This is a genomic window from Halolamina pelagica (assembly GCF_001307315.1).
GTDB classification, from domain to species: domain Archaea; phylum Halobacteriota; class Halobacteria; order Halobacteriales; family Haloferacaceae; genus Halolamina; species Halolamina pelagica_B.
Genome location: NZ_LGUC01000001.1, coordinates 1684680 through 1708565 on the forward strand (window position 1 = coordinate 1684680; position 23886 = coordinate 1708565).

The following is a 23886-nucleotide window of genomic DNA, read 5'->3' on the forward strand; positions in this document are numbered from 1 at the left end:
CGACCTCCCCCGGCGGTGACGCCGGGCGAACGGCGGTGAGCGACCGTGTCGGTCGCCGGAGTCGTCGTAATCCACCACCCGTGGCCACATAGGGTTTCCGACGGGGCTACTCGAACTCCTCGAGCGAGAACTGTCCCGAGCGGTTCTTAGCGGGCGTTGATCGCTCCACTTGCTCCGTCGTCGTCCCCCCGGCGTCGTCCGATTCACCGCTGTCGTCGGCGACAGTTCCGTTCCGGGACCCGGCCGCGTCGAACCCGTCGAGGCTGGCCTGTTCGTCCGCGGTGAAACTCAGCTTCGAGACGCGGACGCCCAGCTTTCGGACCTCGCTGTCGACGAACTCATCGAGCAGCGAGAGCGCCACCTCCGCGACGAGATCCGGCTCGTCGACGGGGCCCGAGAGCGATTCGGCCCGCGTGTTCACGTCGTACGGCGTGGTGACGACTTTGATCCCGATGGTGCGATAGAGCGCCCCCTTCGAGCGGGCGCGTTCGGCGACCGCGGCCGCGAGCGCGCGGAGCTTCTCCCGCATCGCGTCGCTGTCCGTGGTCGCCGCCGAGAACGACGACTCACGCGAGAGACTCTTGGGCAGCCCCGTGGGCGTGACCGCCCGGTCGTCGACGCCGCGGGCGCGGTCGTACAGCTCCCGGCCCCGGTCGCCGAAGCGGTCCTGGAGCGTCGCGGGGTCGGCTCCCGCCAGGTCGCCCGCGGTGTCGATCCCCATGTCGCGGAGTTCCCCGGCACGGACGGGGCCGACGCCGTGGATCTCTTCGATCGGTAGTGGCGCGAGGAACTCGGCGACGGTCCCGGGCGGCACCACCGTCAGCCCGTCCGGTTTGTCGTGGTCGCTCGCGACCTTCGCGGCCGCCATGTTCGGCGCGACGCCGACGCTCGCCGGGACTCCCACCTCGCGGGCGATGCGCTCGCGAACGTGCCGGGCGAACCCCTCCGCCAGGGTTCGCTGCTCGGCGGCGCCCGACGCCCGTGCAGGATCGTCGACGCGCTCCCAGGACGTGCGGTCGGTCACGTCGAGGTACGCCTCGTCGATGCTCACCTCCCTGACCGTGTCGGCACAGTCGTGGAGGATCGTCTTTACCTCGCTCGCGACCGACTGGTAGAACTCCATATCCACCGGGCGGTAGTGGCCGCGAACGTCCCCCCGGTGCCCAAATCGGGACGTTCGACGGGCGGCAGTCGCTCCACGGCTTGGGAGATCGGTTGGGCGGAATCGACGCCGTACTCCCGGGCCTCGTAGGACGCGGTCGCGACGGCGCCGATGGTCTCGCCGGCCTCGTACCCCATCCCGACGACGACTGGCTCGCCGCGCAGTTCGGGCTCTCTGCGGCGCTCGCAGGAGGCGTAGAAGCAGTCCATGTCGACGTGGAGCACCACTCGATCTGGCGACTCGTCGTCGCCGGTTCCCGGGAGGGTGCTCCCGCTCATAGCGCAGATTGGGAGCGGGACGGAAAAGAGGGTTTCCCGAGCACGGCGGAAGTAGAACGCGAAACCGGTGGCGACGTCTGGAGGGCCGAGAACCGCTACCGCTCGGCCCAGTCGGCACGTCGCCGATGTGCGGTAGCGACCGCCCTGATGCCATCGCGGTCGAGCAGGCCGTCTTCGGTGACGATCGCGTCGAACCGCGCCGCCGGGGTCGCGCCGAACGTCGGGTTCTCGACCGAGATCTCCGCGTCGCCGTCGTACACCGCTGCCGGGTCTCGCTCCTCACGGTCGAAGTCGAGGCCGGCAGCACCGGCCTCGGCCGGCCGAACCTTGTCGGTCGTCGTAACGACGTAGCGGGCGGCGCCCTCCGCGCTCGCGACCGCGACTGCCCCACGAGTGCCGACCTTGTTCACGACGCGCCCGTCGGGGAGCACCGCGTCGGCGCCGACGAGCAGCGCGTCGATCTCGCGGGCGGCGAGCAGTTCACCGAACGCGGCGTCCCCGCCCACCGCTACCGCGGCGTCCGTCTCGGCCCCGATCCGCTCGGCAGCGTCGACGCCCTCCCGGCCCGGCCGGGACTCGGCGACGAGCACGAACTCGGGGGACGCCTCAGCGAGCGCGGCCAGCACCGTCCCGGATCGGGAAAGTGTGGCCACCCGGTCGGGCAGGCGCTCGGCCGCGCGGGCGACTGCCCGCTCGTCGGCCGCGAGCCCGCGGTCGATCCCAGCCGTCGCTGCCCGTTCGACGGCCGCCGGGGTCGCTTCGTCGATCGCGTCGAACATCGCGCGGTTCACGCGGTTCGCGATCACGACCATCGAGGGGCGAGCATCCCGGAGTGCCCGTGCCGTGGCGGCGAGGTCGTCCCAGTCGGTCGCCCCGCGGTCGGCAGCCAGGGCGGCTTCGTCCCGGAGGTGCTGGAGTGCCCGCAGGGAGAGCGTACTCGACCCATGTTCACGATCTCCCGCGACCGTCTCCACAGTCGGTCGAACGCAGTCGTACGAGGTCCACAGCGCCGGAACTGTCTCCCGGCGGAGGATCTCTGTCGGCGGGACCCAGTCGTGTTCGGTCGTCTCGTAGTTGGTCGTCACGTCACGAGTCCGAGCGTCGAACAGTGAGGGGTGTACCACCCACCGCGTACCGAGGTCGTCGTCGACCACCTCGAACGGCGCCCCGCGGCGGACGAGGGTAACGTCGGCGCCCGGATCGAGCGCCGTCTCCTCCCTGATCTCCTCGCGAGCGGCAGCCTCGGGGTCACCCTCGGCGTGGCCCGCGACCGCCCCCCACTGCCCGCTGTAGGAGCCGACGGCGTCGCTACGCCGCAGGAGGAGCACGCCGGCGCCGTTGCGGAGGAACACCGTGACGACCTCGGTCGACTCGCTGTCGGCAGCCATACCGGGCGTTCGATCCCGAGCCGTATCAGGCATCGCACATTTGTCAAGGAATCTACTTAAACTGGCTGCCGGGAACGCCCTTGGCGTCCGGGAGTCAACAGTCGATTATGATCTCGATCGTCAAGCGGTACTACGCCTACCGTGCGACGCTCACGAACGGGTTCTACCTCCCGGTGTCAGTGATATACATGGAGGCACAGGGGCTGGGGCTGGCCGAGATCGGGTTCGTCCAGGCTGTCTTCCTGTTCGGGATGGTCGCGGGCGAGCTGCCGACCGGCTATCTGGCCGACTACCTGGGGCGACGGAAGACGCTCGCACTCGGAAACGCCGTCACCACGACGGTGATGGCGGGGTTCGTGGTCGCGTCGTCGACGGGCGCGTTCACCGCGTTGATGCTGCTGTGGTCGCTGGCGTGGACGTTACGTAGCGGGACCAGCGACGCCTGGCTGTACGAACTCCTGGCCGATAAGGATCTCGAGGGCGAGTTCGCCCGCCTGAGTGGGCGAGCCGAGTCCGTGATGCTGGCCGTCTCGGCGGGCGCGGCGCTCACTGCCGGCTTCTTGTACACCGTCGATCCCGCGATCCCCTTCACCGCCAACGCCGCCGTCGCCGCACTCGGCCTGCCTGTCCTGTTCACGCTCCCCGAACTGGCGGAACGCCCGACACCGCTGCCGACGAGCCGTCGATGACCATCAGGCGGGCAGCCTCACTGCTCCGAGAGCAGTTCACCCGCCCCTCGATCGGTTGGCTGGTGCTTTACGCCGCGCTGTTCAACGTCGTGTTCTCGGTGACCCGGGTGTTCGAACAGCCCGCCCTCCGATCCGTTGGCGTCCCCGTCGCCGGGCTCGGCGCCCTCTACGCGGGGTTCAAGATCGTCTCGGCGATCGCCACCGGCGTCGCGGGGGCGGTGCAGGATCGCTTGGGAACGCGCGGGGTCATGCTGTCGCTGGTTCCGGTCTTCGGCGTCCTCTACGCGAGTTTCGCGGTCTTCCCGCTCCTGCTCGTGCCGGCGGTGTTCACCCGTCGCGCCGTCTCACAGCTGGTCCGCCCGGTCCGGAACGAGTACCTCAACGACAGACTCGGTGATCTGGGCCGGGCCACCGTACTGTCGGGAGTGTCGATGGCGCTCTCGCTCGCGTCGGGGACCGCGAACCTGCTCGGTGGCCGCGTGGCCGAGGGGCTCGGCGCAGTGACGTTCCTCTCGGCCACCGGCGTCGCCGTCTCCGTCGTCGCCGGAGCGCTCTGGCTGCTCACCTCACCCGTGCGCGAGGACACCGGGCCCGCGACGACGACTGCCACCGGATCGGCCGACTCATCGTCGAGCGTCGCCGATCCGTAGCGCTTCTCCCCGAACACAGTTCCTCAGCGCACACGGACACGCCACGGATACGGAAACGCGCCACGGATACGAAAACACGATGCGGTTAGCACGGCCTCTGACAGGCCGGCCCGGCTCGGGACGATGGCGACAGCCGGGATTGATCGGCTGCCTGCGGCGTCCGGCGGCGAACGAATCGGGATCGGCTACTTCAGTCGTTCCTGCAGGAAGGTGGGGTGGGCTGCGGTCAGCCCGTCGATTTCGAGCACCTCGTCGTTGATCACGTCACCGAGCGCGTCACCGTTCTCGGCTCGGATCTCCGCCATCAGCATGTGGTCGCCCGATGAGCTGTACAACGACTCGACCGCGTCCAGCTGTTTGAGCGCGTTCGTCGCGTCGACGTACTGCTCGCTGTCGACGTCCATCCCGACCAGCGCGATCGACTGTCCCGTGAGCTTCTTGGGGTCGACCTCGGCGGAGTAGCCGACGATGACGCCCTCCTCTTCGAGCTGGCGGACGTACTTTCGGACCGTCGGCTTCGAGACGTCGGCGCGCTCGGCGATCTCGGAGACCGACGCCTGCGCGTCGTCCTCCAAGATCTGTAGGATTCGGTCTTCCGTGGCCGACGTAGTCATGGAGTAGGGTTCGGCGTGCGAGGAAAAATGCCTTGCGAAGCGGAAAGCGATGGTCGAACGGAACGAACACCCGGGAGCAGCGCGCTCCCGAGCCCTGGCGTTCACTTGTGGTCGTCGATGAACATGTCGGCGGAGCGCTCCCAGTCGTAATCGTCGTCGAAGTAGCGCTCGGCCAGCGGCTCCTCGGGCATCTCGCCGATCTGCTGTTTCTCCTGCTGGTAGGACGGTCGGCTGTCGTCGACGTAGAACTTCCCGGTGAGCACCTCACCCTCGTAGAGGGCTTCTTCGGCCTCACGCATCATCGACGCGGCCTCGTCCCGGTTCGTCGGATCGAACTCGTAGTCGTCGTTCTCGTTGACGTCGATGTACGGGACGTACTGCTTTGCGTCCTTGTTCCAGGTCGGGCACTGGGTCAGGAAGTCGATGTGGGCGAACCCGTCGTGCTCGATGGCCTCCTTGATCAGCTCCTTCGCCTGGTTCGGGTTGACGGCGGCCGTGCGGGCCACGAACGACGCCCCCGAGGTGAGCGAGAGCGAGAGCGGCCGCACCGGCTCCTTCGCCGAGCCGTGGGGCTGAGTTTTCGACTTGTGGCCCTTCGGGGAGGTGGGCGAGGTCTGGCCCTTGGTGAGGCCGAAGATCTCGTTGTTGAACACGATGTAAGTGAAGTCGTGGTTCTCCCGGGCGGTGTGCATGAAGTGGTTCCCGCCGATCCCGTAGCCGTCGCCGTCACCGCCGGCGGCGATCACTTCCAGTCCGGGGTTCGCGAGCTTCGCGGCTCGCGCCACGGGCAGTGCGCGCCCGTGGATCGTGTGGAACCCGTAGCTGTTGAAGTAGGAGTTCAGCTTGCCCGAGCAGCCGATCCCCGTCACCGTCAGGGTCTCGTCGGGCGTTCGCCCGGCTTCGGGCAGGGCGCCTTTCAGCGCCTTGAGGACGCCGAAGTCGCCACAGCCCGGACACCACGTCGGCTGGGGCTCGATGCCCGGCGTGTACTCGTCCTGGTCGATCTCGCGTTCTTCGCCGATTGCGCTGAATGCACTCATAGGTCAGTCACCCCCGCGGGTACGAACGTCGTCTGGTGGTCAGTCGTTTCCTCGCCGGCGACCGTGTTGTGGAACCCTTCGACGATCTCGCCGGGTTCGAACGGGTTGCCGTTGTACTTCAGGAGGCTCGACAGCTTCGGCCCGTACTCACCCAGGTGTTTCTGGGTGAGGCCGCGGAACTGTGCGGAGGCGTTCATCTCGACGACCATCACGCGGTCGACGCTCTCGATGAACTCCCGCACCTGTCCCTCCGGGAACGGAGCGAGCTCGCCGACCGCGAGCGCCTTCACGGACTCGCCGTCGTCGTTGAGCCGGCCGACCGCCTCCTCGACGGTGCCGACCATGCTGCCGAAGGCGAGCACACCGTAATCGGCGTCCTCGGGGCCGTAGGTGACGTTGAGACCGTCCTGGTTCAGCTCCTCGCGGATCGACTCGAGCTTCCGGTTGCGCCGGTCGACCTGTGCGACGCGGTTGTCGGGGTCCTCGCTGATGTGGCCGGCCTCGTTGTGCTCGTTCCCGGAGGCGAGGAACCGACCGCCCTTCTGGCCCGGCACCGAGCGCGGCGAGACGCCGTCCTCGGGGTCGTGGCGGAAGCGGTGGAACTTCCCGCCGGGCTCGTGGGGTGCGTCGGCGATCTCCGTCTCCGTGAGCGTCTGCCCGATATCGGGGTTCGGCTCGCGATCGAAGTGGGAGGCCGGAACGTTGCGGTACTCCCCGAGAGCTTCTGGTCGTAGAGGATGATCGACGGGATCTGGTACTCGTAGGCGATCTGGAACGCTCGTCGCGCGTGATCGTACGCCTCCGCGGGATCCGCGGGCGCGAACACGACGCGGTTCGAGTCGCCCTGTGACGTGTACAGGACGTGCTCCAGATCCGCCTGCTCGGGCTTCGTCGGCATCCCGGTCGACGGACCGGCTCGTGCCGCCTCCAGCAGCACGATCGGCGTCTCCGAGATCTCCGCCAGTCCGAGCGGCTCGGACATCAGCGCGAAGCCGCCGCCGGACGATCCGGACATCGCCTTCACGCCAGTGTGGGCGGCGCCGATGGCCAGCGACGCGGCGGCGATCTCGTCCTCGACCTGCTCGGAGATGCCCCCCACGTCGGGGAGGACCTTCGACATGATCGTGAACACTTCCGTCCACGGCGTCATCGGATAGCCGGAGATGAACCGGCAGCCCTCGTCGAACGCGCCGTAGGCGATCCCCTCCGACCCGTTGACGAGCACCTGTTCCTCCTCGTGCTCGCCCTCGGGGCAGGAGACCTCGACGCCGCTGAGGTCGTAGTCCTCCAGCACCGCGTCGTAGGCCTCGTTCAGGATCTCGAGGTTGGGTTCGAGGATCTTCTCGGGCATCGCGTCCGTCATCAGTTCCTCGATCGCCTCGACGGGAATGTCGGCGATAGCGCAGGTGGCGCCGACGCCGGCGGTGTTCCGCATCACCTCGCGACCCTTCTCGCGGGCCAGCCCGCGGAGGTCGAGGGGGAACACGTGCCAGTTGTTCTCTTCGACGCGCTGGTCGAAGTTCGGTACCTCGTCGGCGTCGATGAGGCCGGAGTCGTAGACGATCACCCCGCCCTCCCGGAGATCGTCGAGGTTCTCCGAGAGCGGCTTGATCTCCTCGGTGCCGTAGTACGCCTCCTCCTGCGGGTTCCGCGCGAAGGAGTCACCGAGCGCCAGGAGGAAGTCGTAGCCGTCGCCCCGTGAGGTCACGCCATCGGGCGCAGCGCGTACTTCCGTGTACGTGTGGCCGCCGCGGATCCGCGACGGGTAGTGTCGGTGGGTGAACACGTCGAGCCCCGACCGCATCAACGCTTTCGCGAAGTTCTGGCTGGTCGAAGCGATTCCGTCCCCGGAACCCCCTGCGATCCGCCAGATGAGTTCGTCGTCAGTCATGAGTGGTACGGCGACCCACGTCAGGTCGCGTCTTCATGGGTCTTCCCACGCCGAACTCAAAGCACTTGCTATGAGTTGTCGTGGAAAGATCGTGAGGAATACCCCGCGGGAGAAGAAACGGTCGATCGCGCAGCCAGCCTCAGTGGCCGTCGCCCTGATCCGGCAGCTGGTCCAGATAGCGAGCGAGCAGCAGGACGCCGACGACGATGACGGCGCCTCCAACAGCCTGCAGCGGTTGGGCGAGCTGTGCGTTGTGCATCCCCATCTCGGTGCCGAGTTCGACGCCCACGAGTAGGACGGCGAGTCCGGCGGTCATCGCACCCGTGAGCAGGTAGGGCATCGAAGACTCGTTCTCGACCATGGCCGTAGACCGGGGGCGAAGGATAAATAACGCACGGACACGCCGCCACCGGACCCTCGCCACGCCGGTGGTTGAATCACCCATACTCCACGGAATTTAAGTACAATAGCGATAAGAAGAATCTCCTGTCTCGATGAAACTACGTTCGCTCGCGTTGGCAGTCCTCCTCGTGTTCGCAGGCGTGACGGCACCGGTCGCTGCTGGCGACGACGGCCGGCCGCTCGCCGATGCCGGCCTCGATCAGACTGCGACGGTCGGCAGCACGGTGTATCTCGACGGCGGTGGCAGTCTCGACCCCGACGGCGAAATCGTCGCGTACAACTGGTCGATCGAAACGCCGGATGGGGCGACGATCACGCCCGCCGATCCGACTTCGGCGACGACTCGCTTCATCCCCGAGGAAGTCGGACGGTACTACGTCACGCTGACCGTCACCGGCGACGACGGAAAGCGCCACAGCGACACGCTGTACGTCGACGTCGAACGGTCGTCCGACCCGCCGGCGCCTGCCCCCGGAACGGCGACTCCGTCGGAAACGACGACGGCAACTACGACGCCCACCACGGGCTCGAACGGGGAGACGACGCCACGTTCGGAGCCGACGCCGAGCGCGGAATCGACGCCGAATCAGGTCAGGACTGCAGAGCCCGAGCCGACGGCACAGAACGCCCCGGACAGCACGACTGCGTCGACGAACCAGCCACCGAATGGTGCCATCCGCGGCCCCTCATCGGGCGCCTCGGGGTCGTCGGTGACCTACACGATCGACGCGACCGACCCGGATGGCGAAATCGTCGATCGGTGGTGGCTCCCGACGGCGCTGTCCGCCTCACCAGCGGCGCAGAGCGAACTCCGGAGCCGCACACGCAGCCTCACGGTCGACGGAACGCCCGGGACGACTGCGGAGATCTCGGCGATCGTCGTCGACGACGACGGCGCGACGGCGACGCTGACGAAGAGCGTCGACGTGCGGAACACCCACCCGAGCGCCTCGATCGAAGGCGACAACACGGCGGTCGTCAACTCGACGAAAACGTATCGGCTCGTAGCGTCCGATCCGGACGGGCAGATCACGTCGGTGAGTCTGACGAGCGACGACGGGTCGGTCGAGGCGGTGGCGCCGATGCCGTGGCGCGGGCCGACCAGCAGCGGCGAGTGGGCACGCTCGTTCCGGTTCACGGAGATCCCTGCGGATGATGGAACGGTGACGTTGGAAGCGACGGTTCGAGACGAGCATGGCGGCGTGACGCGGGTAGAGAAGGTGGTGACTGTTGTTGACAGTTCGAATAATTTCGGTCAAGACCCACTCAACGAACACATCCCAAAAATCCTCAGCTTGGAAGCATCTTTCATTAATGACAAAGAAGGTACTAATAGTAGACAAGTCTTATTTACCGCTGAAGCAACCGACCCTGATTCAAACCGACTGACTTTCGACTGGCGAATCGGTGACGTTGCGATGCTCAGCAATAGAGCAAGTGGCGACCCAGCACAAGCGAATATTTCGTATTCGCTTGAAGACTTGCAATTTGAGGACGGAACAGTCTCCGTTTCTCTAATAGTCACCGACCAAAATGGTAATGATCAAAAACTACAGAAAACCTTCGAACTGGAACGTCCTATCCCGATTGGTGGGAATATCGGACGGGCTAACCAAATCCAGATCTCGCACACTCAGGGAAGGACGGTTTACGGCAGGTATCAGATGAACTCAATCCATGCAGGTGAACAGATATTCATTAGCTTTGGTGATGAACACTCAGAGTCATATACGCTGGGGAACACGCGGTCCCATCAATTTAAATACGAGTATTCTTCAGCGGGACGATACGCTATCTCCATTAGCCCCAGTTGGACTTCTGATAGCGCAACAGCTCCAGTAAATATATCTCAACGAACATACACGGTCTGGCACTACGAACAGAACAAAACAGAAGTACTCAGAACAAAAGCCGCTGAAAGCCCCGGGGAAGATTGGGCACGGGACGGAATCGCTCGTATCGATCGAAAACAGATCGGTGTCGAGACCACGAAGACACGCGCGATCGACGATAGAACGATAACGAGCCCTGGCCAGGAGTGGGCCCGGATTGGAACGACCATCGAGTATCACACCGAACAGCGGAGGACTGAAAGCACCAGCCATCCAGGCGGGAACTGGGCTCTCGCGGAACGGAACATCGATCGGAAACAAGTATTCATCGGCTGGGAACACACAACGGTTCCTCGGCGTGGACTCCTCGGGACTGACTGGGAATACGTCAAGGCAGTCCCGTATACCGTCCAAGAAACCGAAACACAACGATCTGCGGACCGACCGAGCGGAAGTGGATGGAGCCGCGGTGAGCAAGTAGGAAAAACACAGGTTGATTATAGCACGCGGTGGGTCGACTATCGGTTCCACGCAAACGCAGACTGGCAGTACCTCGGAGCGGATCGATACATCAGTGGCTACGACAAGACGACGACGTGTGTCGAATATATCGAACTCTACCAGACCCGACACTGTGTCGAAGAGGAAACCAACTACCATCCCGAGTACGACTATCGCTACGAATATCGCGTCCCGGAGTATGACCCGGTTTACGAATGGGAACGTAGTGTTGAGGAGACAAACTACGACTACCGTTACCGCGCAGCCACGTACGAAGCGGAAGCGATTCACGCGTATACGAAAGAGGTCCGCGTAGGGACCGAGTACATTCAGTGGAAACGACCGGTCTTCGAAAAGAGGAACATCTATCGATGGAAGAACACACAATACACGTGGCACGAAACTAGGGCATTCAGTAAGCCGTCCGGTGACGTACGTAATCTCACTAAAGTAGTGAAGCAGTGTGGAACTGAACCCGCAGACCAGGAACCGAACATCTGTTCTGAGGGGGACTAAATGAGAGTTGTAACGATCGCAGTTTGTCTGCTGGTACTCACTGCTGGCTGTGTCGGGAACGGCAAAATTCCGGTCGGTGCTGACGAAACCGAAGAAGTGGCTACGGAATCAGAACTAACACTTCAAGAACCGAAGACACCGTCGCCAGCTAAGTACAACGTAGATGTGGATCGAATAGAGAATCTTATTCACGAGAAAATGAACGAGCGACGGAAAGAGAACGGACTAGAACCGCTTGCTCGGAACCAGACGCTAGACGCTGCCGCTCGGTACAAGTCATGGGACATGGCACAACGGGACTATTTCGCACACATAGGCCCAAACGGGACTAAGGTAGGTGTGAAATTTATCAAAAGGCATATCCGGTGTAATTCAATTGGAGAAAACTTACATAGGGCAGGATATGGTGAAAGTGTGGCATATCCCGGTTCAGAACTGCCTAGAGATAGTAAGATAGCCACTGACGCCGTCGATGCCCTCCTCAACTCCCCGGGCCACCGCGCGAACGCCCTCTCCCCCAACTACGACTCACAAGGAATCGGGGTTTTCGTCGACGAAAACGGCACCGTCTTCGTCACCCAGGAGTTCTGCGGTTAGTCGTTCCGCGGGCTGCTCGGGTGGTACGGCGTGTCGTACGCCCCGGGGTTGTCGTCGAGCCGGTCAGGGTTGATCCGGCCGCCGAGCAGCATGAAGTCGAGAATCGTCAGATACAGCATCGCTTCGACCACCGGGACGGCTCGGGGTGGGAGCACCGGATCGTGACGCCCCACGACCTGGATATCCTTCTCCTCGCCAGTCTCCCAATCGGCGGTCTTCTGAGTTTTCGGAATCGACGTGGGCGCGTGGAGGGTGAGCTCGCCGTAGATCGGCTGGCCGGTCGTGATGCCGCCCTGCAACCCGCCGTGGTCGTTGCCCACAGGCGTCGGGTCGGGGTCGTCCTCGCCAGCCGGGAACTCCCAGTCCTCGTTGCGTTCCTTACCAGTGACTTCGCGTGCCTCCTTCCCGAGTCCGTACTCGATCCCCGTCGTCGCCGGGACCGAGAGCATCGCCTGCCCGAGTCGAGCGGGGAAGCTGTCGAACCGTGGCGAACCCAGTCCACGGGGAACACCCTGGGCCTCGAAGGCGACACTGCCGCCGATGGAGTCACCCGCCTCCTGGTACTCGTCGATCAGATCGCGCATCGCTTCGGCGGTTTCGGGGTCCGCACAGCGCACTTCGTTCTCCTCGCTGTGTTCGAGCATCTGATCGAAACTGACCGCCGGCGCCTCGATATCGCCGATCTGGCTGACGTGTGCCTTGACCTGCACGTCGTACTCGCTCTGGTCGAGCACCTGCTTCGCGACGGCGCCGGCGGCGACCCAGTTCACCGTCTCGCGCGCGCTGGAGCGGCCACCGCCGCCCCAGTTCCGCGTGCCGAACTTCGCGGAGTAGGTGAAGTCGCCGTGGCTCGGCCGCGGTGCGGTGACGAACGGCTCGTACTTCCCCGATCGGGCGTCCTTGTTCTGGATCGTCATCCCGATCGGCGTCCCGGTCGTGTAGCCGTCTTGCAGGCCGGACTGGATCGAGACCTCGTCCGGTTCGCCGCGGCTGGTGGTGATCATCGACTGGCCGGGCTTGCGCCGGTCCAGGTCGCGCTGGATGTCCGCTTCGTCGAGTTCGACGCCGGCCGGGACGCCGCTGACGGTACAGCCCATCCCCGGACCGTGACTCTCGCCGTAGGTGGTCACCTGAAACAGGCGACCAAAGCGATTGCCGTTCATGGGCAAACCTAGAGAGCCGGGCATATAGTCGTTGCAGAAGCGGCCGGTCACCACGGCGTCAACGCTGGCGAGGCGGTGAGAACGGGCGGAGCAGTCAGCTCTGCAGGTCGCTCGCCCGAGCGGCAGCGAAGGGAACGATCATCTCCGCCGGCGTCATCCCGCCGTGGACGCCGATCTTGTCGTCCGCCTCGTGCCACATCGGCGATTGGCGGTGGACTGCCAACAGATCGGGGGCACGGCGGTCGAACGTCTCGCCCGGCTCGGCGTGGTTGCTGCCGAAGAGTCCGCGTTCGCGGTACTCCGTTTCGGTGAAGAGGAGCACGTCCTCGCCAGCCTTCTCTTCGAGATACTCGCGGAGCGTCCCGACGCGGCCGTCGGCGACGTGGAACTGGACGTTCCGTGGGCCGCCCTGTGGCGGAATCGCTTCGTCGTCGGCGTCTCGCTCGAGACAGTCCTGCACCGCCGGGACCGAGAGATCGACCGCGGCCGACTGCTCGACGTTCGTGTGGCCGTGATCAGCCGTCACCAGGAAAGCGGTTCGCTCGGCCGTGTCTGGGTCGAGTTCCTCGAGGAACCCCGTTCGGATCGCCTCGGTGACCATCCTGACCTGTGCGTCGTATCGGGCCGTCTCGGTCCCGGTCACGTGGGAGATCGAGTCGACGTTGGGGACGTAGGCGGTGACGTGTGTCGGCTCGTCGCCGTCGGCAACCACGTCGCGGAGCGTGACCGCCATATCGGCGACGTTCCAGTAGCCGTGGGTTTCCGCGCCGGCCGTGGTCAGTTCGGAGGAGATCGAACCGGCGATATGCTGGGGCTGAGTGACGTGGGTGTCGATTCCCTGTCCCTCGGCGTCGCCGTAGATTGCGTCCCCCTCGAACAGTTCGCGGGGGTTCGCCAGCGGGTACTCGTCCCGCACCGGCGTCCCGTCCTGGAGACTATACGGGAGCGTCTGGATCGACTCGTCGATCGAGTCGAGGTACTGGTTCCAGCCCAGCAGGCCGTGTTCGGCCGGAAGGAGCCCCGTGTGAAGGGTCGTGATCGCGGCCGCCGTCTCGGACGGGTACGTGGAGGTCAACGGGGTGACGGTGCCGTCGCGCTCGAACGACTCGAGCAGTCGGAGCTCGCTCCGGAGGCGAGTCCACTGACCGAGGCCGAAGCCGTCGACGACCAGGAGGACGACGTTCTCGATCTCGCCGTCGAGCAGCCCCGCGAACGCCTCGTCGGGGAGGTTCCGCGGGAACGCGTCCGAGAGCAGCGAGAGCGCGCTCTCGGGGCGTCGGCGAAACAGCGGTCCCGGTACGCCGGGTAGACGTAGCCAGCGTCCTCGTACGCCGTGCGGAGGGCGGGGGCGAGTTCGTTCACGGGCGTACTCGCGGACAGACCGAAAAAGGGCTACCGACACACCGACAGGGAGTTGCCCGCTGCGGGAGCGACCGCCGCGGTCAGGCGTCGGTGACGTTCGCGCCGAGCTCGTCGAGCACTGCCCAGAACTCGGGGAACGACACGTCGACGTGTTCGGCGCCCGAGATGGTCGTCGTTCCTTCGGCCACGAGCCCCGCAACGGCCAGCGCCATCGCGATCCGGTGGTCGCCGCGGCCGTCGACGTCCGTGCCGACGAGCGAGGAGTCGCTCCCGTGGATCGTGAGCGTGTCCGTCTCCTCGGTCACTTCGGCGCCGAGCTTCCGCAGCTCCTCGGCCATCGCGCTCACACGGTCGGTCTCCTTCAGTCGAACGTGCTCGCAGTTCACGATCCGGGTGTCGCCGTCGGCGACGGCGCCGACCGCGGCGATCGTCGGGAGGAGATCGGGCGTGTCGCCCACGTCGACCTCGACCCCAGAAAGACTACCGCCCGCAGCGCGGAGTTCGCCGGCCGCTCGGTCCCAGTCGATGTCGGCGCCCATGCGGTCCAGTACGTCGACGATGGCGGTGTCGCCCTGGGCGCTGGGGTGTGCGCCGTCGATGGTCACGCCCTCGCTCCCCGATTCGGCCGCGACGGCGCCCGCCGCCGCGAGGTAGGAGATCGAGGAGAAGTCGCCGGGGACCGCGTAGCTGCCGCCCTCGGGCGAGTACGACTGGCCACCCGCGACTCGGAATCCCGAGTCGGTTCGTTCGGCGTCGACGCCGAACGCCTCGAGCACTTCGACCGTGATGTCCACGTACGGCGCCGACTTGAGCTCGGTCTCGAGGCTGATTTCGACCCCTTCCCCCGTCACTGCGCCGGCCATCAGCAGCGCGGTGACGAACTGCGAGGACACGTCGCCGGGCATCGAGACCGTCCCGCCAGACAGGGAGTCGCCGACGACCAGCGGTGCTTGCCCGTTCCGGCGGGTGCTCTCGGCACGGCCGCCGAGATCCCTGACGGCGTCGAGCAGCGGCCCGTGGGGGCGCGAGCGGAGCGAGTCGTCACCGGTGAGCACCGTCAACCCGTCGGCGAGTGCGCCCGCAGCGGTGACGAGGCGCGTCGTCGTTCCGGAGTTCTCGCAGTTGATCACGTCGTCAGGGACCGCGGGTCGGCCGTCGAACCCGTCGACGCGCAGCGTCCCACTGTCTAGCTGGGACCGGTCCACCGTCCCGCCGAACGCCGAGACAGCGCGCATCGTCGCCCGCGTGTCGGCGCTCACGAGCGGGTCCTCGACGGTTGCCTCGTCCGCGTACCCAGCCGCGAGAATCGCCCGGTGCGTGTAGCTCTTCGACGGCGGCGCGCGACAGCGCCCGGAAACCCGAGAGCGCGAAACGTGTTTCTTCATACGCCGGAGTCGGGTCGGGGGAAGATGAGTCCACCGGAGCAACGATTCAAGTACGATGCCGGGACCAGACCGCCCGTGCGTTGAGAACTGTCGCGGGACGGTTCGCGGCTGTGCGGCCAGCCGTCTCGCGTCCGCGGCTCGGCCGCCTGTTCGCCAGTTCTGGGCTCGCCAGCCCCGCGCTACGCTTCGTCGGCGTCGACGCCGGCCGACTCGGCCATCGCGCCGGCGAGCACTCGCGTCGCGTTCGCGCAGTCCTCCCAGTCCGTCCACTCCCGGGGATTGTGGCTGATGCCCTCCTGTGACGGCGCGAACAGCAGCGCCGCCTCGGTCACGTCGGCGACGTGCATGGTGTCGTGAGCGGCGCCGGAGTGGAGATCCATCGTCTGAACGTCTGCGGCCGCTCCCGCGCGGTGGGCCGCCTCGCGTAGCGACTCGCTCATCGGCGTCGGCTCGAGATCGAACGGGCGAGCGAACGAGGTCTCGACGCCGCGGTCGGCCTCGACGATCGCGAGACTCGACCGCGTGGCCTCCACGATGGTCTGCATCGACTGGTACTCCACGTCCCGGATGTCGACACCCAGCTCGACCGTCCCCGGGACGACGTTGGTCGCGTTCGGCGACACCGAGAGGGATCCCACGGTGCCGACTGCGGTCTCGCTCTCCGTCTCGACCACGTCGGTCGCCGCCGCTTCGACGTCCAACACCACCTCCGAGGCGGCCGCGAGCGCGTCGGTTCGCTCGTCCATCGGCGTCGCACCGGCGTGGTTAGCCTCACCCAAGATCTCCACCTCGCAGTGGGTGATGCCCGTGATCGTCGTGACGACGCCGACGGGGACGTTCTCGCGTTCGAGTCGGGTGTCCTGCTCGATGTGGAGTTCGTACCACGCCTCCCACTCGCTGGCGTCGAGTCGGCCCTCGCCCCGAAAGCCGATTCGCTCCAGGGCGTCCACGAGGGCGATCCCGTCGTCGTCCTCGATGGCGAGTGCGTCTTCGACCGACCGGTCGCCTACGGCTACCGAGGAGCCGAGGAGCCCGTCCGCGAATCGCTGGCCCTCCTCCTCGGTGAAGGAGACGACCACCAGCGGCCGCGCCGGCTCGACGCCGGCGTCCTGCATCGCGCGGACCGCCTCGAGCGCCGCGTACACGCCCAGTGGGCCGTCGAAGATGCCGCCCTCGGGGACCGAATCGACGTGGCTCCCCGCGGCGACAGGGGGTGCGTCGGGGTCGGCCGATTCGGGGGTCCACGTGCCGGCGATGTTCCCGACGGCGTCGACAGTCACGTCGAGTCCGGCGGCTTCCATCCGGCCGACGAGGGTTTCCCGCGCGGCGCGGTTCGCGTCGGTCCCCGTCAGCACCGTCCGGGCGCGCCCGTCCGCGACCTCGATCTCGCCGTGCTTCGCGTTGGCCTCGATGTCCGCCTGCAAGCGGTCGGTGTCGATCTCCATAGCCGACCGTGGCGGGGCAGTGGCCTTACGTGTACGCTTCGGGGCAGACGAGTCCGCCGGAGGCGTGGTGCTTAACCCCGACGACCACCTGCGTTCGACCGAATGGAGAACGCCGGCGCCGACGCGTTCACCCACCTCAGCCCGGCGGTCCGGGAGGCCCTCTCCAAACGAGGGTTCTCGACGCCGACGGAGCCACAGCGGCGGGCGATCCCCCCACTCGCGGCGGGCGAGAACGCGCTGGTGATCGCACCCACCGGCACTGGCAAGACCGAGACGGCGATGCTGCCAGTACTGGACCAGATCGCTGCGGCAGAGGAACGTCACGGCATCTCGGCGCTGTACATCACCCCGCTTCGAGCACTGAACCGCGACATGCTGGAGCGGTTGGAGTGGTGGGGTGAGACCCTCGACCTGGCGGTCGACGTGCGCCACGGCGACACGACTGACTACCAGCGCAGCAAGCAGGCCGACGACCCGCCGGACGTGCTGATCACTACCCCCGAGACGGTCCAAGCAATGTTGACTGGGGAGAAACTCCGGCGGGCACTCTCGGACGTGGCACACCTGATCGTCGACGAGGTCCACGAACTCGCCGCCTCGAAGCGCGGCGCACAGCTGACGATCGCGATGGAGCGCGTCCAAGAGCTCTCGGGGCCGTTCCAGCGGATCGGCCTCTCGGCGACCGTCGGCGACCCCGACGAGGTGGCGAAGTTCCTCACCGGGGCGGTACAGGGCGAGCGCCGGACCCAGCGCGACTACCGCATCGTCGAAGTCGACGCCGGATCGAAGATCGATCTCGAGGTGGTCCGACCGGAGATCAGGGATTCGGACCGTTCGTTGGCGGGCGAACTCGCCACCGAGCCGGAGATCGCCAGCCACGTCCGGTTCATCCGGGACGTGGTGGCGGCGAACGAGTCGACGCTCGTGTTCGTCAACACCCGCCAGACGGCGGAAGCGCTGGGATCTCGCTTCAAGAGCCTCGGCGCCCCGATCGGGATCCACCACGGCTCACTCTCGAAGGAGGCCCGGATCGAAGTCGAGGAGGCGTTCAAAAGCGGCGAGATCGACGGCCTCGTCTGCACCTCGTCGATGGAACTCGGGATCGACGTGGGTCGCGTCGATCACGTCGTCCAGTACGGCTCGCCGCGGGAGGTCGCACGCCTGCTCCAGCGGGTCGGCCGCGCTGGCCACCGTCGCGATCAGGTCTCGAACGGTACGGTCGTGGTCTCGGACGCCGACGACGCCGGCGAGGCGATGGCGATCGCCCGCCGCGCCGCGGCCGGCGAGGTCGAACCCGCGGGTATCCACGAAGGAAGCCTCGACGTGCTCGCGAACCAGATCGTCGGCCTCCTCATGGACGAAAGCGAGATCGACGCCCGCGAAGCGTACGAGCGGGTGACGCGGGCGTACCCGTTCCGCAACCTCCCCGAGGAAACGTTCCGAGAGGTCGTCCGCGAACTCTCCTCGAACCGGCTGCTCTGGCTGGAGGAGGACCACGACCGCATCGAGAGTTCGGGCGGGACGTGGCAGTACTACTACGCCAACCTCTCGATGATCCCCGACGAGGAGAAGTACGAAGTGTACGACGTCTCCTCCCGGCGGGGGATCGGAACGCTCGACGAACGGTTCGTCGTCAACTTCGCTGAGCCGGGGTCGGTGTTCGTCCAGCGCGGCGAGATGTGGCGCGTCGACCGCGTCGACGACGAGGAGGAGCGCGTCGAGGTCTCGCCCGTCCAGGACCCCGGCGGCGAGGTGCCGACGTGGGTCGGCTCGGAGATCCCCGTGCCCGCAGCCGTCGCGAACGAGGTCGGTGAGCAGCGCGAGGTGGCGGCCAGCCAGTTCGAAACCGGCGCGACCCTGCCGGCGGTCGCGTCCGAGTTCACCGGCCGCTACCCCGTCGACGCCACGACGGCCGAGACCGCGCTCGAACCGGTCAAACGGCAGGTCGAGACCGGGGCGCCGGTCCCGACCGCGGAGCGGCTCGTGCTCGAGTCCCAGGGCCGCACGGTCGTGCTCAACAGCCCGTACGGTCACCAGGTGAACGAGACGCTCGGGAAGCTCTGCTCGGCGCTCGTCGGCCAGCGGACCGGCTCCTCCGTGGGGATGGAGGTCGATCCCTACCGGGTCGAGTTCGAGGTCCCGGGCGGCGTCGGCGTGGCCGCGTTCGACGAGGTGCTGCGGGAGACAGATCCCGACCACGTCGAAGCGATCCTCGAACTCGCGCTGAAGAACTCGGACGCGCTGAAGTTCACGCTCAGCCACGTCGCCGCCAAGTTCGGCGCGCTCAAGCGCTACCAGGGGCAGGGCCGGTTCGGCGCCGATCGGCTACTCGCCGCGTTGGAGGACACGCCGGTGTACGAGGAGGCACTCCGGCAGGTGTTCCACGAGGATCTCGCCGTCGACGCGACGAAGGAACTGCTCGGCCAGCTCCAGTCCGACGACGGCGCCGTGGCACTAACGTCGGCTCGGGAGCGAACCCCCATCGGCGCCGGCGGGCGCTCCGCGGGCGGGGAGTTCCTCGTCCCCGACGACGCCGACGCGAGCGTCATCCAGACCGTCCGGGACCGACTGGAGGGCGACCGCGTACTGCTGTTCTGTGTCCACTGTAAGGACTGGCACCGGCGGCAGGAGGTCGGCAAGATCCGGGAGCCGATCAAGTGTCCCCAGTGTGGCTCGACCCGGATCGCCGCCCTGAACCCGTGGGCCGACGAGGTGGTGAAAGCGACCCGCGCCGACGACAAGGACGAGGAACAGGACCGCATGACGCGCAAGGCGTTCAAGTCCGCCAACCTCGTTCAGGAGCACGGCATGAAGGCCGTGCGGGCGCTGGCGGCCCGCGGCGTCGGCCCGCAGACAGCGGCGCGGATCATCTCGAAGTTCCGGGAGGACGAGGCCGACTTCTACCGTGACATCCTGGAGCAGGAGCGCCAGTACGCGCGAACCAAGAGCTTCTGGGGTAGCCCATCACGTTACTCCGGCAACGCTTTGGGGCACCCGACCCCACCCGCGTGCATGACCGACTCCCTCCGTCTCACCGTCCGCGCGGCCGAGAAGCGCGACGCCGGTCGCGGCATCGCCCGGCTGCCGGAAGCCGCCAGACAGCAGTTGGGGCTGCTCTCGGGCGACACCCTCCTGATCGAGGGTGAACGAGAGACCGTCGCGAAGCTCTGGCCGGCCCGTGGCGACGTGCCCGCTGGCGTCGTGCGCATCGACGCCGACAGCCGGGCCAACGCCGGCGTGAAAGTCGGCGACACCGTACGCGTCGCTGCCGCCGACCTCCCGGCGGCCAGACGCGTCACGCTCCGTGCGCCGGCGGCGCTGGCCGACGTGGACGTGGAACGGGACGCGATCGAACGCCTCGTCGGCGAGGACGTTCGCAACCGGCCCGTGGCACCCGGCGACCAACTGCATCTCGAACGCCTCTCGGGAATCGGGTTCACTGTCGACGACACCGACCCCGACGGGCGGGTCAGAGTCACCGACGACACCGACGTTCGGGTGGTGATCGAGAGCGATGCGGCTGGGCATCTCGGCGAGACCGGCCAGCCAGATGAGTCGCCGACGGGGTCGTCGGGAGCGGACGCCGACGAGTCGGCGTCTAGCGGGGCGAGCGTCGAGGTGGCGGGCAGCGAGGGGGAAACCGACGGCACTGGCGACACCGCGAGCGGCGTCGCCTACGAGGACATCGGCGGCCTCGACGAGGAGCTGGACCTGGTACGCGAGACGGTCGAACTCCCGCTGTCGAACCCCGAACTGTTCGCCCGACTGGGGATCGACCCCCGAAGGGGGTGCTGCTCCACGGCCCGCCGGGCACGGGGAAGACGCTGATCGCGAAAGCCGTCGCGAACGAGGTCGACGCGACGTTCATCTCCATCTCCGGCCCGGAGATCATGAGCAAGTACAAAGGCGAGAGCGAGGAGCGCGTCCGCGAGGTGTTCGAGGCCGCCCAGGCGGACGCGCCGGCGATCATCTTCTTCGACGAGATCGACTCGGTCGCCCCCAAACGCGAGGACGGCGGCGACGTGGAGAGCCGCGTCGTCGGCCAACTCCTCTCGCTGATGGACGGGCTGAACGCCCGCGGGGAAGTGGTCGTCATCGGCGCGACCAACCGCGTCGACGAGATCGACCCCGCGCTCCGGCGCGGCGGCCGGTTCGACCGCGAGATCGAGATCGGCGTCCCCGGCGAGAAAGGCCGGCGGGAGATCCTCGACGTACACACCCGGAACATGCCCCTCGACGACGACGTGCGCGTCGACCGACTGGCCGAGCGAACCCACGGCTTCACCGGCGCGGACCTCGCCTCCGTCGCGAAGGAGGCGGCGATGTCCGCCCTCCGGCGAGCGCGACGACAGGGCACGGAGACCGCCGACGCGCCCCCGAGACCGCGATAGCGACCGCCGACCTCACGGTCACCCGGTCGGACTTCGAGTCGGCGTTGGCGGCGGTCGAACCCAGCGCGATGCGGGAGTACGTCGCCGAGTCGCCGGCGGTCGACTTCGACGACGTTGGGGGCTGGACGACGTGAAGGAGACACTGGAACGAGCGGTCACGTGGCCGCTGACCTACGGGCCGCTGTTCGACGCGGTCGAGGCGTCGCCGCCGACCGGGATCCTGCTCCACGGGCCCCCCGGAACCGGGAAGACGCTGCTCGCCAGAGCGATCGCTGGCGAGAGCGGCGTGAACTTCCTGCAGGTCGCCGGGCCGGAGCTGCTCGATCGCTACGTCGGGGAGAGCGAGAAGGCCGTCCGGGAGCTGTTCGAGCGCGCCAGACAGGCCGCGCCCGCGGTGGTGTTCTTCGACGAGATCGACGCCGTCGCAACCGCCCGCGACGGCGGCAACGACTCCGAAGTCGGGCAACGCGTGGTCTCGCAGCTGCTGACCGAACTCGACCGGGCCGCGGATAACCCGAACCTGGTGGTGCTCGCCGCGACGAACCGGAAGGAGGCGATCGACCCGGCGCTGCTCCGGCCCGGGCGGTTCGAAACGCACGTTCACGTCCCGGCCCCCGGCGAGGACGCTCGGCGGGCCATCCTGTCGGTCCACGTGGCGGGGAAGCCCCTCGGCGACGACGTGGATCTGGATGCGGTCGCCGCCGCGATGGCGGGCTATACGGGCGCGGACGTGGCCGCGGTCGTCCGCGAAGCGACGCTGCTGGCCGTCGAAGACGTGGCGAACCGCTACGAGGGTGAGGAGGCCAACGAACACGCCGACGAGATACTGTTGACTGCCAGCCACTTCGAGCGGGCGCTGGAGGCGGTCGCGCCGTCGATCTGACAGCTGTCACAGCCAGTCCGGTGGCGTCGCCGGAGCCGAGACTGGCCCGGTGTCGGGTGGCTTATGCCCTTCCGCCTGTAGCGTCCGGTAATGGTGTTCGGCCTCAGCAGGCGCGCGACCGTCGCCGCCGTCGTCGTCGCGTTGACGGTGTTCGGGATGACCGTCGGAACGGTGCTGCTGCTGGCGACCGGTCGGACGAACGTCGGCTGGTTCATGTTCGTGCTCTCCTTCGGCGCGTGGATGTTCGCCGCCGTCGGCGGCATGCTGTTGGTCTGGGACTCGGGGTATCTGGATCGATAGCTGCCCTTCGGGCCCAGCGCGGCGTCCGGACCGAACGGCACGGTTCCGATAGGCCAAAGTGGACGCCCGCCGGACTCCCCTCCATGGACGATCACGACCACGACCACGGCGACGACGAGGGGCGCGTGACCGCACCGATGCAGGAGTTCTCCACCAGCCAGGTCGGTATCGGCCTCGCGGTGCTGGTCCTCGGCCTCCTGCTGACGTTCGGCGTCGCGCTCACGCTCGCCTGACGCGGGCGGTTGGCCTCGCGCCGCTCCGCGCTGCCGCCGGAGTTAACCTCCAGCGCTCGCTCCCTTCGACGATGACCGACACCGCTCGCCCGACAGCGTACCGTGCGATCGCCGACCTCCCGCTGGTGGTTGCAGGCGTCGACGCCGAGCAGTTCGAGCAGGACACGTCCTCCGGGTTCACCCGGGTCACGATCGTCTTCAAACTCCGCGGCGACGGCGTGACCGGCCGCGGCGAGGACGTTACTTACGACACCGAGGACCACGACCGGCTGGCGGCGGCGATCGACGACGGGGCGTTCGCGCTCCCGACCGGATCGTTCACCTTCGCTGAGTTCTCGGCGGCGCTCGACGGCGTGGAACTGTTCCCGCAAGACGGGCCCGAGCGGCAGGACTCGCGAGACTACCGGCGGTGGGCCGTCGAGTCCGCGGCGCTGGATCTCGCGCTGAAACAGAACGACACCACCCTGCCCGGTCTGCTCGACCGACGGCACCAGCCGGTCCGCTTCGTCGCCAGCACGCGGTTGGGCGATCCGCCGAGCGCCGACCGCGTCGACGCGGTCCGCGCCCGGAACCCCAGTATCGGCTTCAAGCTCGACCCGACGCCCGCGTGGGGCGACGACCTGATCGACGAACTGCGGGCCCGCGACGCCGTCCGGATCGTCGACCTGAAGGGCCACTACGAGGGGACGGATGTCGACAACGACGCCGACCCCGCGTTCTACCGTCGGATCGTCGACGGGTTCCCCGACGCGGTCGTCGAAGACCCGCAACTCACCGACGAAACCCGCCCGGTGTTCGAAGGCGAGGAGGGGCGTGTCTCCTGGGACAGCCCGATCCACGGGCTCGACGACGTGGCGGCGCTGCCGTGGGAGCCGTCGTGGCTCAACGTCAAACCCTCCCGTTTCGGCACCGTCGAGTCGTTGTTCCGGACGATCGAGTGGGCGCTCGAGGCCGGGGTGAACTGCTACGGCGGCGGCCAGTTCGAACTCTCGGTCGGTCGGGGGCAGGCACAGGAACTCGCCGCGCTGTTCTACCCAGACGGGCCGAACGACCTCGCGCCCAGCATCTACAACGAGTCGTCGCTGCCGCCGGAACTCCCGCGCAGCCCCATCGCCGTACCGGCGCCCGACGATCACGCCGGGTTCGGGTTCTGAGCGGCGCTCG

At 67.2% G+C, this 23886-nt stretch carries 17 protein-coding genes and 3 pseudogenes; 9 read left to right on the top strand and 11 right to left on the bottom strand.

The window, feature by feature from the left end:
* Positions 1-106: 106 nt before the first annotated feature.
* Positions 107-1440: pseudogene (gene dinB / locus SY89_RS08890) on the bottom strand (DNA polymerase IV).
* 95 nt (positions 1441-1535) lie between these two features.
* Positions 1536-2828, bottom strand: coding sequence for an eIF2B alpha/beta/delta subunit family protein (locus tag SY89_RS08895; RefSeq protein WP_054583952.1), 1293 nt, complete (start codon positions 2826-2828; stop codon positions 1536-1538).
* A gap of 107 nt (positions 2829-2935) precedes the next feature.
* On the opposite strand from SY89_RS08895, the gene SY89_RS18435 reads away from it, so the two are divergent.
* Positions 2936-3517 carry an MFS transporter gene (locus SY89_RS18435; RefSeq protein ID WP_239685569.1) on the top strand — a complete coding sequence of 194 codons (582 nt, stop codon included), beginning with the start codon at positions 2936-2938 and terminating at the stop codon, positions 3515-3517.
* Complete coding sequence (locus SY89_RS18440) at positions 3514-4167, top strand: MFS transporter (RefSeq protein ID WP_239685570.1); 654 nt, start codon at positions 3514-3516, stop codon at positions 4165-4167. Before SY89_RS18435 ends, SY89_RS18440 begins: the two co-directional genes overlap by 4 nt.
* A gap of 185 nt (positions 4168-4352) precedes the next feature.
* On the opposite strand, the gene lrpA1 is transcribed toward SY89_RS18440, so the two are convergent.
* The 5 genes from lrpA1 to SY89_RS08920 all read right to left on the bottom strand — a co-directional run bounded on the left by lrpA1 (position 4353) and on the right by SY89_RS08920 (position 8073).
* Positions 4353-4781, bottom strand: a complete 429-nt coding sequence (gene lrpA1, locus SY89_RS08905; protein WP_054583953.1) for an HTH-type transcriptional regulator LrpA1 — start codon at positions 4779-4781, stop codon at positions 4353-4355.
* 101 nt (positions 4782-4882) lie between these two features.
* Positions 4883-5821: a thiamine pyrophosphate-dependent enzyme gene (locus SY89_RS08910; RefSeq protein WP_054583954.1), complete on the bottom strand. Its 939-nt coding sequence runs from the start codon at positions 5819-5821 to the stop codon at positions 4883-4885.
* On the bottom strand, positions 5818-6165 hold the full coding sequence (locus SY89_RS18445) for a hypothetical protein (RefSeq protein ID WP_239685653.1): 348 nt from the start codon (positions 6163-6165) through the stop codon (positions 5818-5820). Before SY89_RS18445 ends, SY89_RS08910 begins: the two co-directional genes overlap by 4 nt.
* 68 nt (positions 6166-6233) lie before the next feature.
* Complete coding sequence (locus SY89_RS08915) at positions 6234-7712, bottom strand: 2-oxoacid:acceptor oxidoreductase family protein (protein WP_239685571.1); 1479 nt, start codon at positions 7710-7712, stop codon at positions 6234-6236.
* Positions 7713-7851: 139 nt separating this feature from the next.
* Entirely contained in the window at positions 7852-8073 is a 222-nt protein-coding gene (locus SY89_RS08920; RefSeq protein ID WP_054583955.1) for a hypothetical protein, read from the bottom strand.
* A 133-nt stretch (positions 8074-8206) separates the two neighbouring features.
* On the opposite strand from SY89_RS08920, the gene SY89_RS16535 reads away from it, so the two are divergent.
* Positions 8207-10963 carry a PKD domain-containing protein gene (locus tag SY89_RS16535; RefSeq protein ID WP_144427169.1) on the top strand — a complete coding sequence of 919 codons (2757 nt, stop codon included), beginning with the start codon at positions 8207-8209 and terminating at the stop codon, positions 10961-10963.
* Complete coding sequence (locus tag SY89_RS15945) at positions 10964-11560, top strand: CAP domain-containing protein (RefSeq protein WP_080506655.1); 597 nt, start codon at positions 10964-10966, stop codon at positions 11558-11560. It abuts the gene before it with no gap.
* Here the strand turns inward: SY89_RS15945 and aroC are convergent.
* The 4 genes from aroC to SY89_RS08945 form a co-directional block, all read right to left on the bottom strand.
* On the bottom strand, positions 11557-12723 hold the full coding sequence (gene aroC, locus SY89_RS08930; RefSeq protein ID WP_054583957.1) for a chorismate synthase: 1167 nt from the start codon (positions 12721-12723) through the stop codon (positions 11557-11559). The genes SY89_RS15945 and aroC overlap by 4 nt on opposite strands.
* 94 nt (positions 12724-12817) lie before the next feature.
* Positions 12818-14125, bottom strand: a complete 1308-nt coding sequence (locus SY89_RS08935) for an alkaline phosphatase family protein (RefSeq protein ID WP_054583958.1) — start codon at positions 14123-14125, stop codon at positions 12818-12820.
* Positions 14126-14165: 40 nt separating this feature from the next.
* Positions 14166-15470, bottom strand: coding sequence for a 3-phosphoshikimate 1-carboxyvinyltransferase (gene aroA / locus SY89_RS08940; RefSeq protein ID WP_054583959.1), 1305 nt, complete (start codon positions 15468-15470; stop codon positions 14166-14168).
* Positions 15471-15649: 179 nt separating this feature from the next.
* Positions 15650-16915, bottom strand: coding sequence for a Zn-dependent hydrolase (locus SY89_RS08945; protein ID WP_054583960.1), 1266 nt, complete (start codon positions 16913-16915; stop codon positions 15650-15652).
* Positions 16916-17017: 102 nt separating this feature from the next.
* On the opposite strand from SY89_RS08945, the pseudogene SY89_RS08950 reads away from it, so the two are divergent.
* The 5 genes and pseudogenes from SY89_RS08950 to SY89_RS08965 all read left to right on the top strand — a co-directional run.
* Positions 17018-19870: pseudogene (locus SY89_RS08950) on the top strand (DEAD/DEAH box helicase); the annotation flags it as partial.
* A 57-nt stretch (positions 19871-19927) separates the two neighbouring features.
* Positions 19928-22189 (top strand): annotated as a pseudogene (locus tag SY89_RS08955) (AAA family ATPase).
* Positions 22190-22279: 90 nt separating this feature from the next.
* The gene (locus SY89_RS08960) at positions 22280-22489 is read left to right on the top strand and encodes a hypothetical protein (RefSeq protein ID WP_054583961.1); all 210 of its coding nucleotides are present in this window, start codon (positions 22280-22282) and stop codon (positions 22487-22489) included.
* Between the two features lie 83 nt (positions 22490-22572).
* Positions 22573-22722, top strand: coding sequence for a DUF7550 family protein (locus SY89_RS17250; protein WP_189319142.1), 150 nt, complete (start codon positions 22573-22575; stop codon positions 22720-22722).
* A gap of 71 nt (positions 22723-22793) precedes the next feature.
* The gene (locus tag SY89_RS08965; protein WP_054583962.1) at positions 22794-23876 is read left to right on the top strand and encodes an enolase-like domain-containing protein; all 1083 of its coding nucleotides are present in this window, start codon (positions 22794-22796) and stop codon (positions 23874-23876) included.
* The last annotated feature ends 10 nt before the right edge of the window (positions 23877-23886 follow it).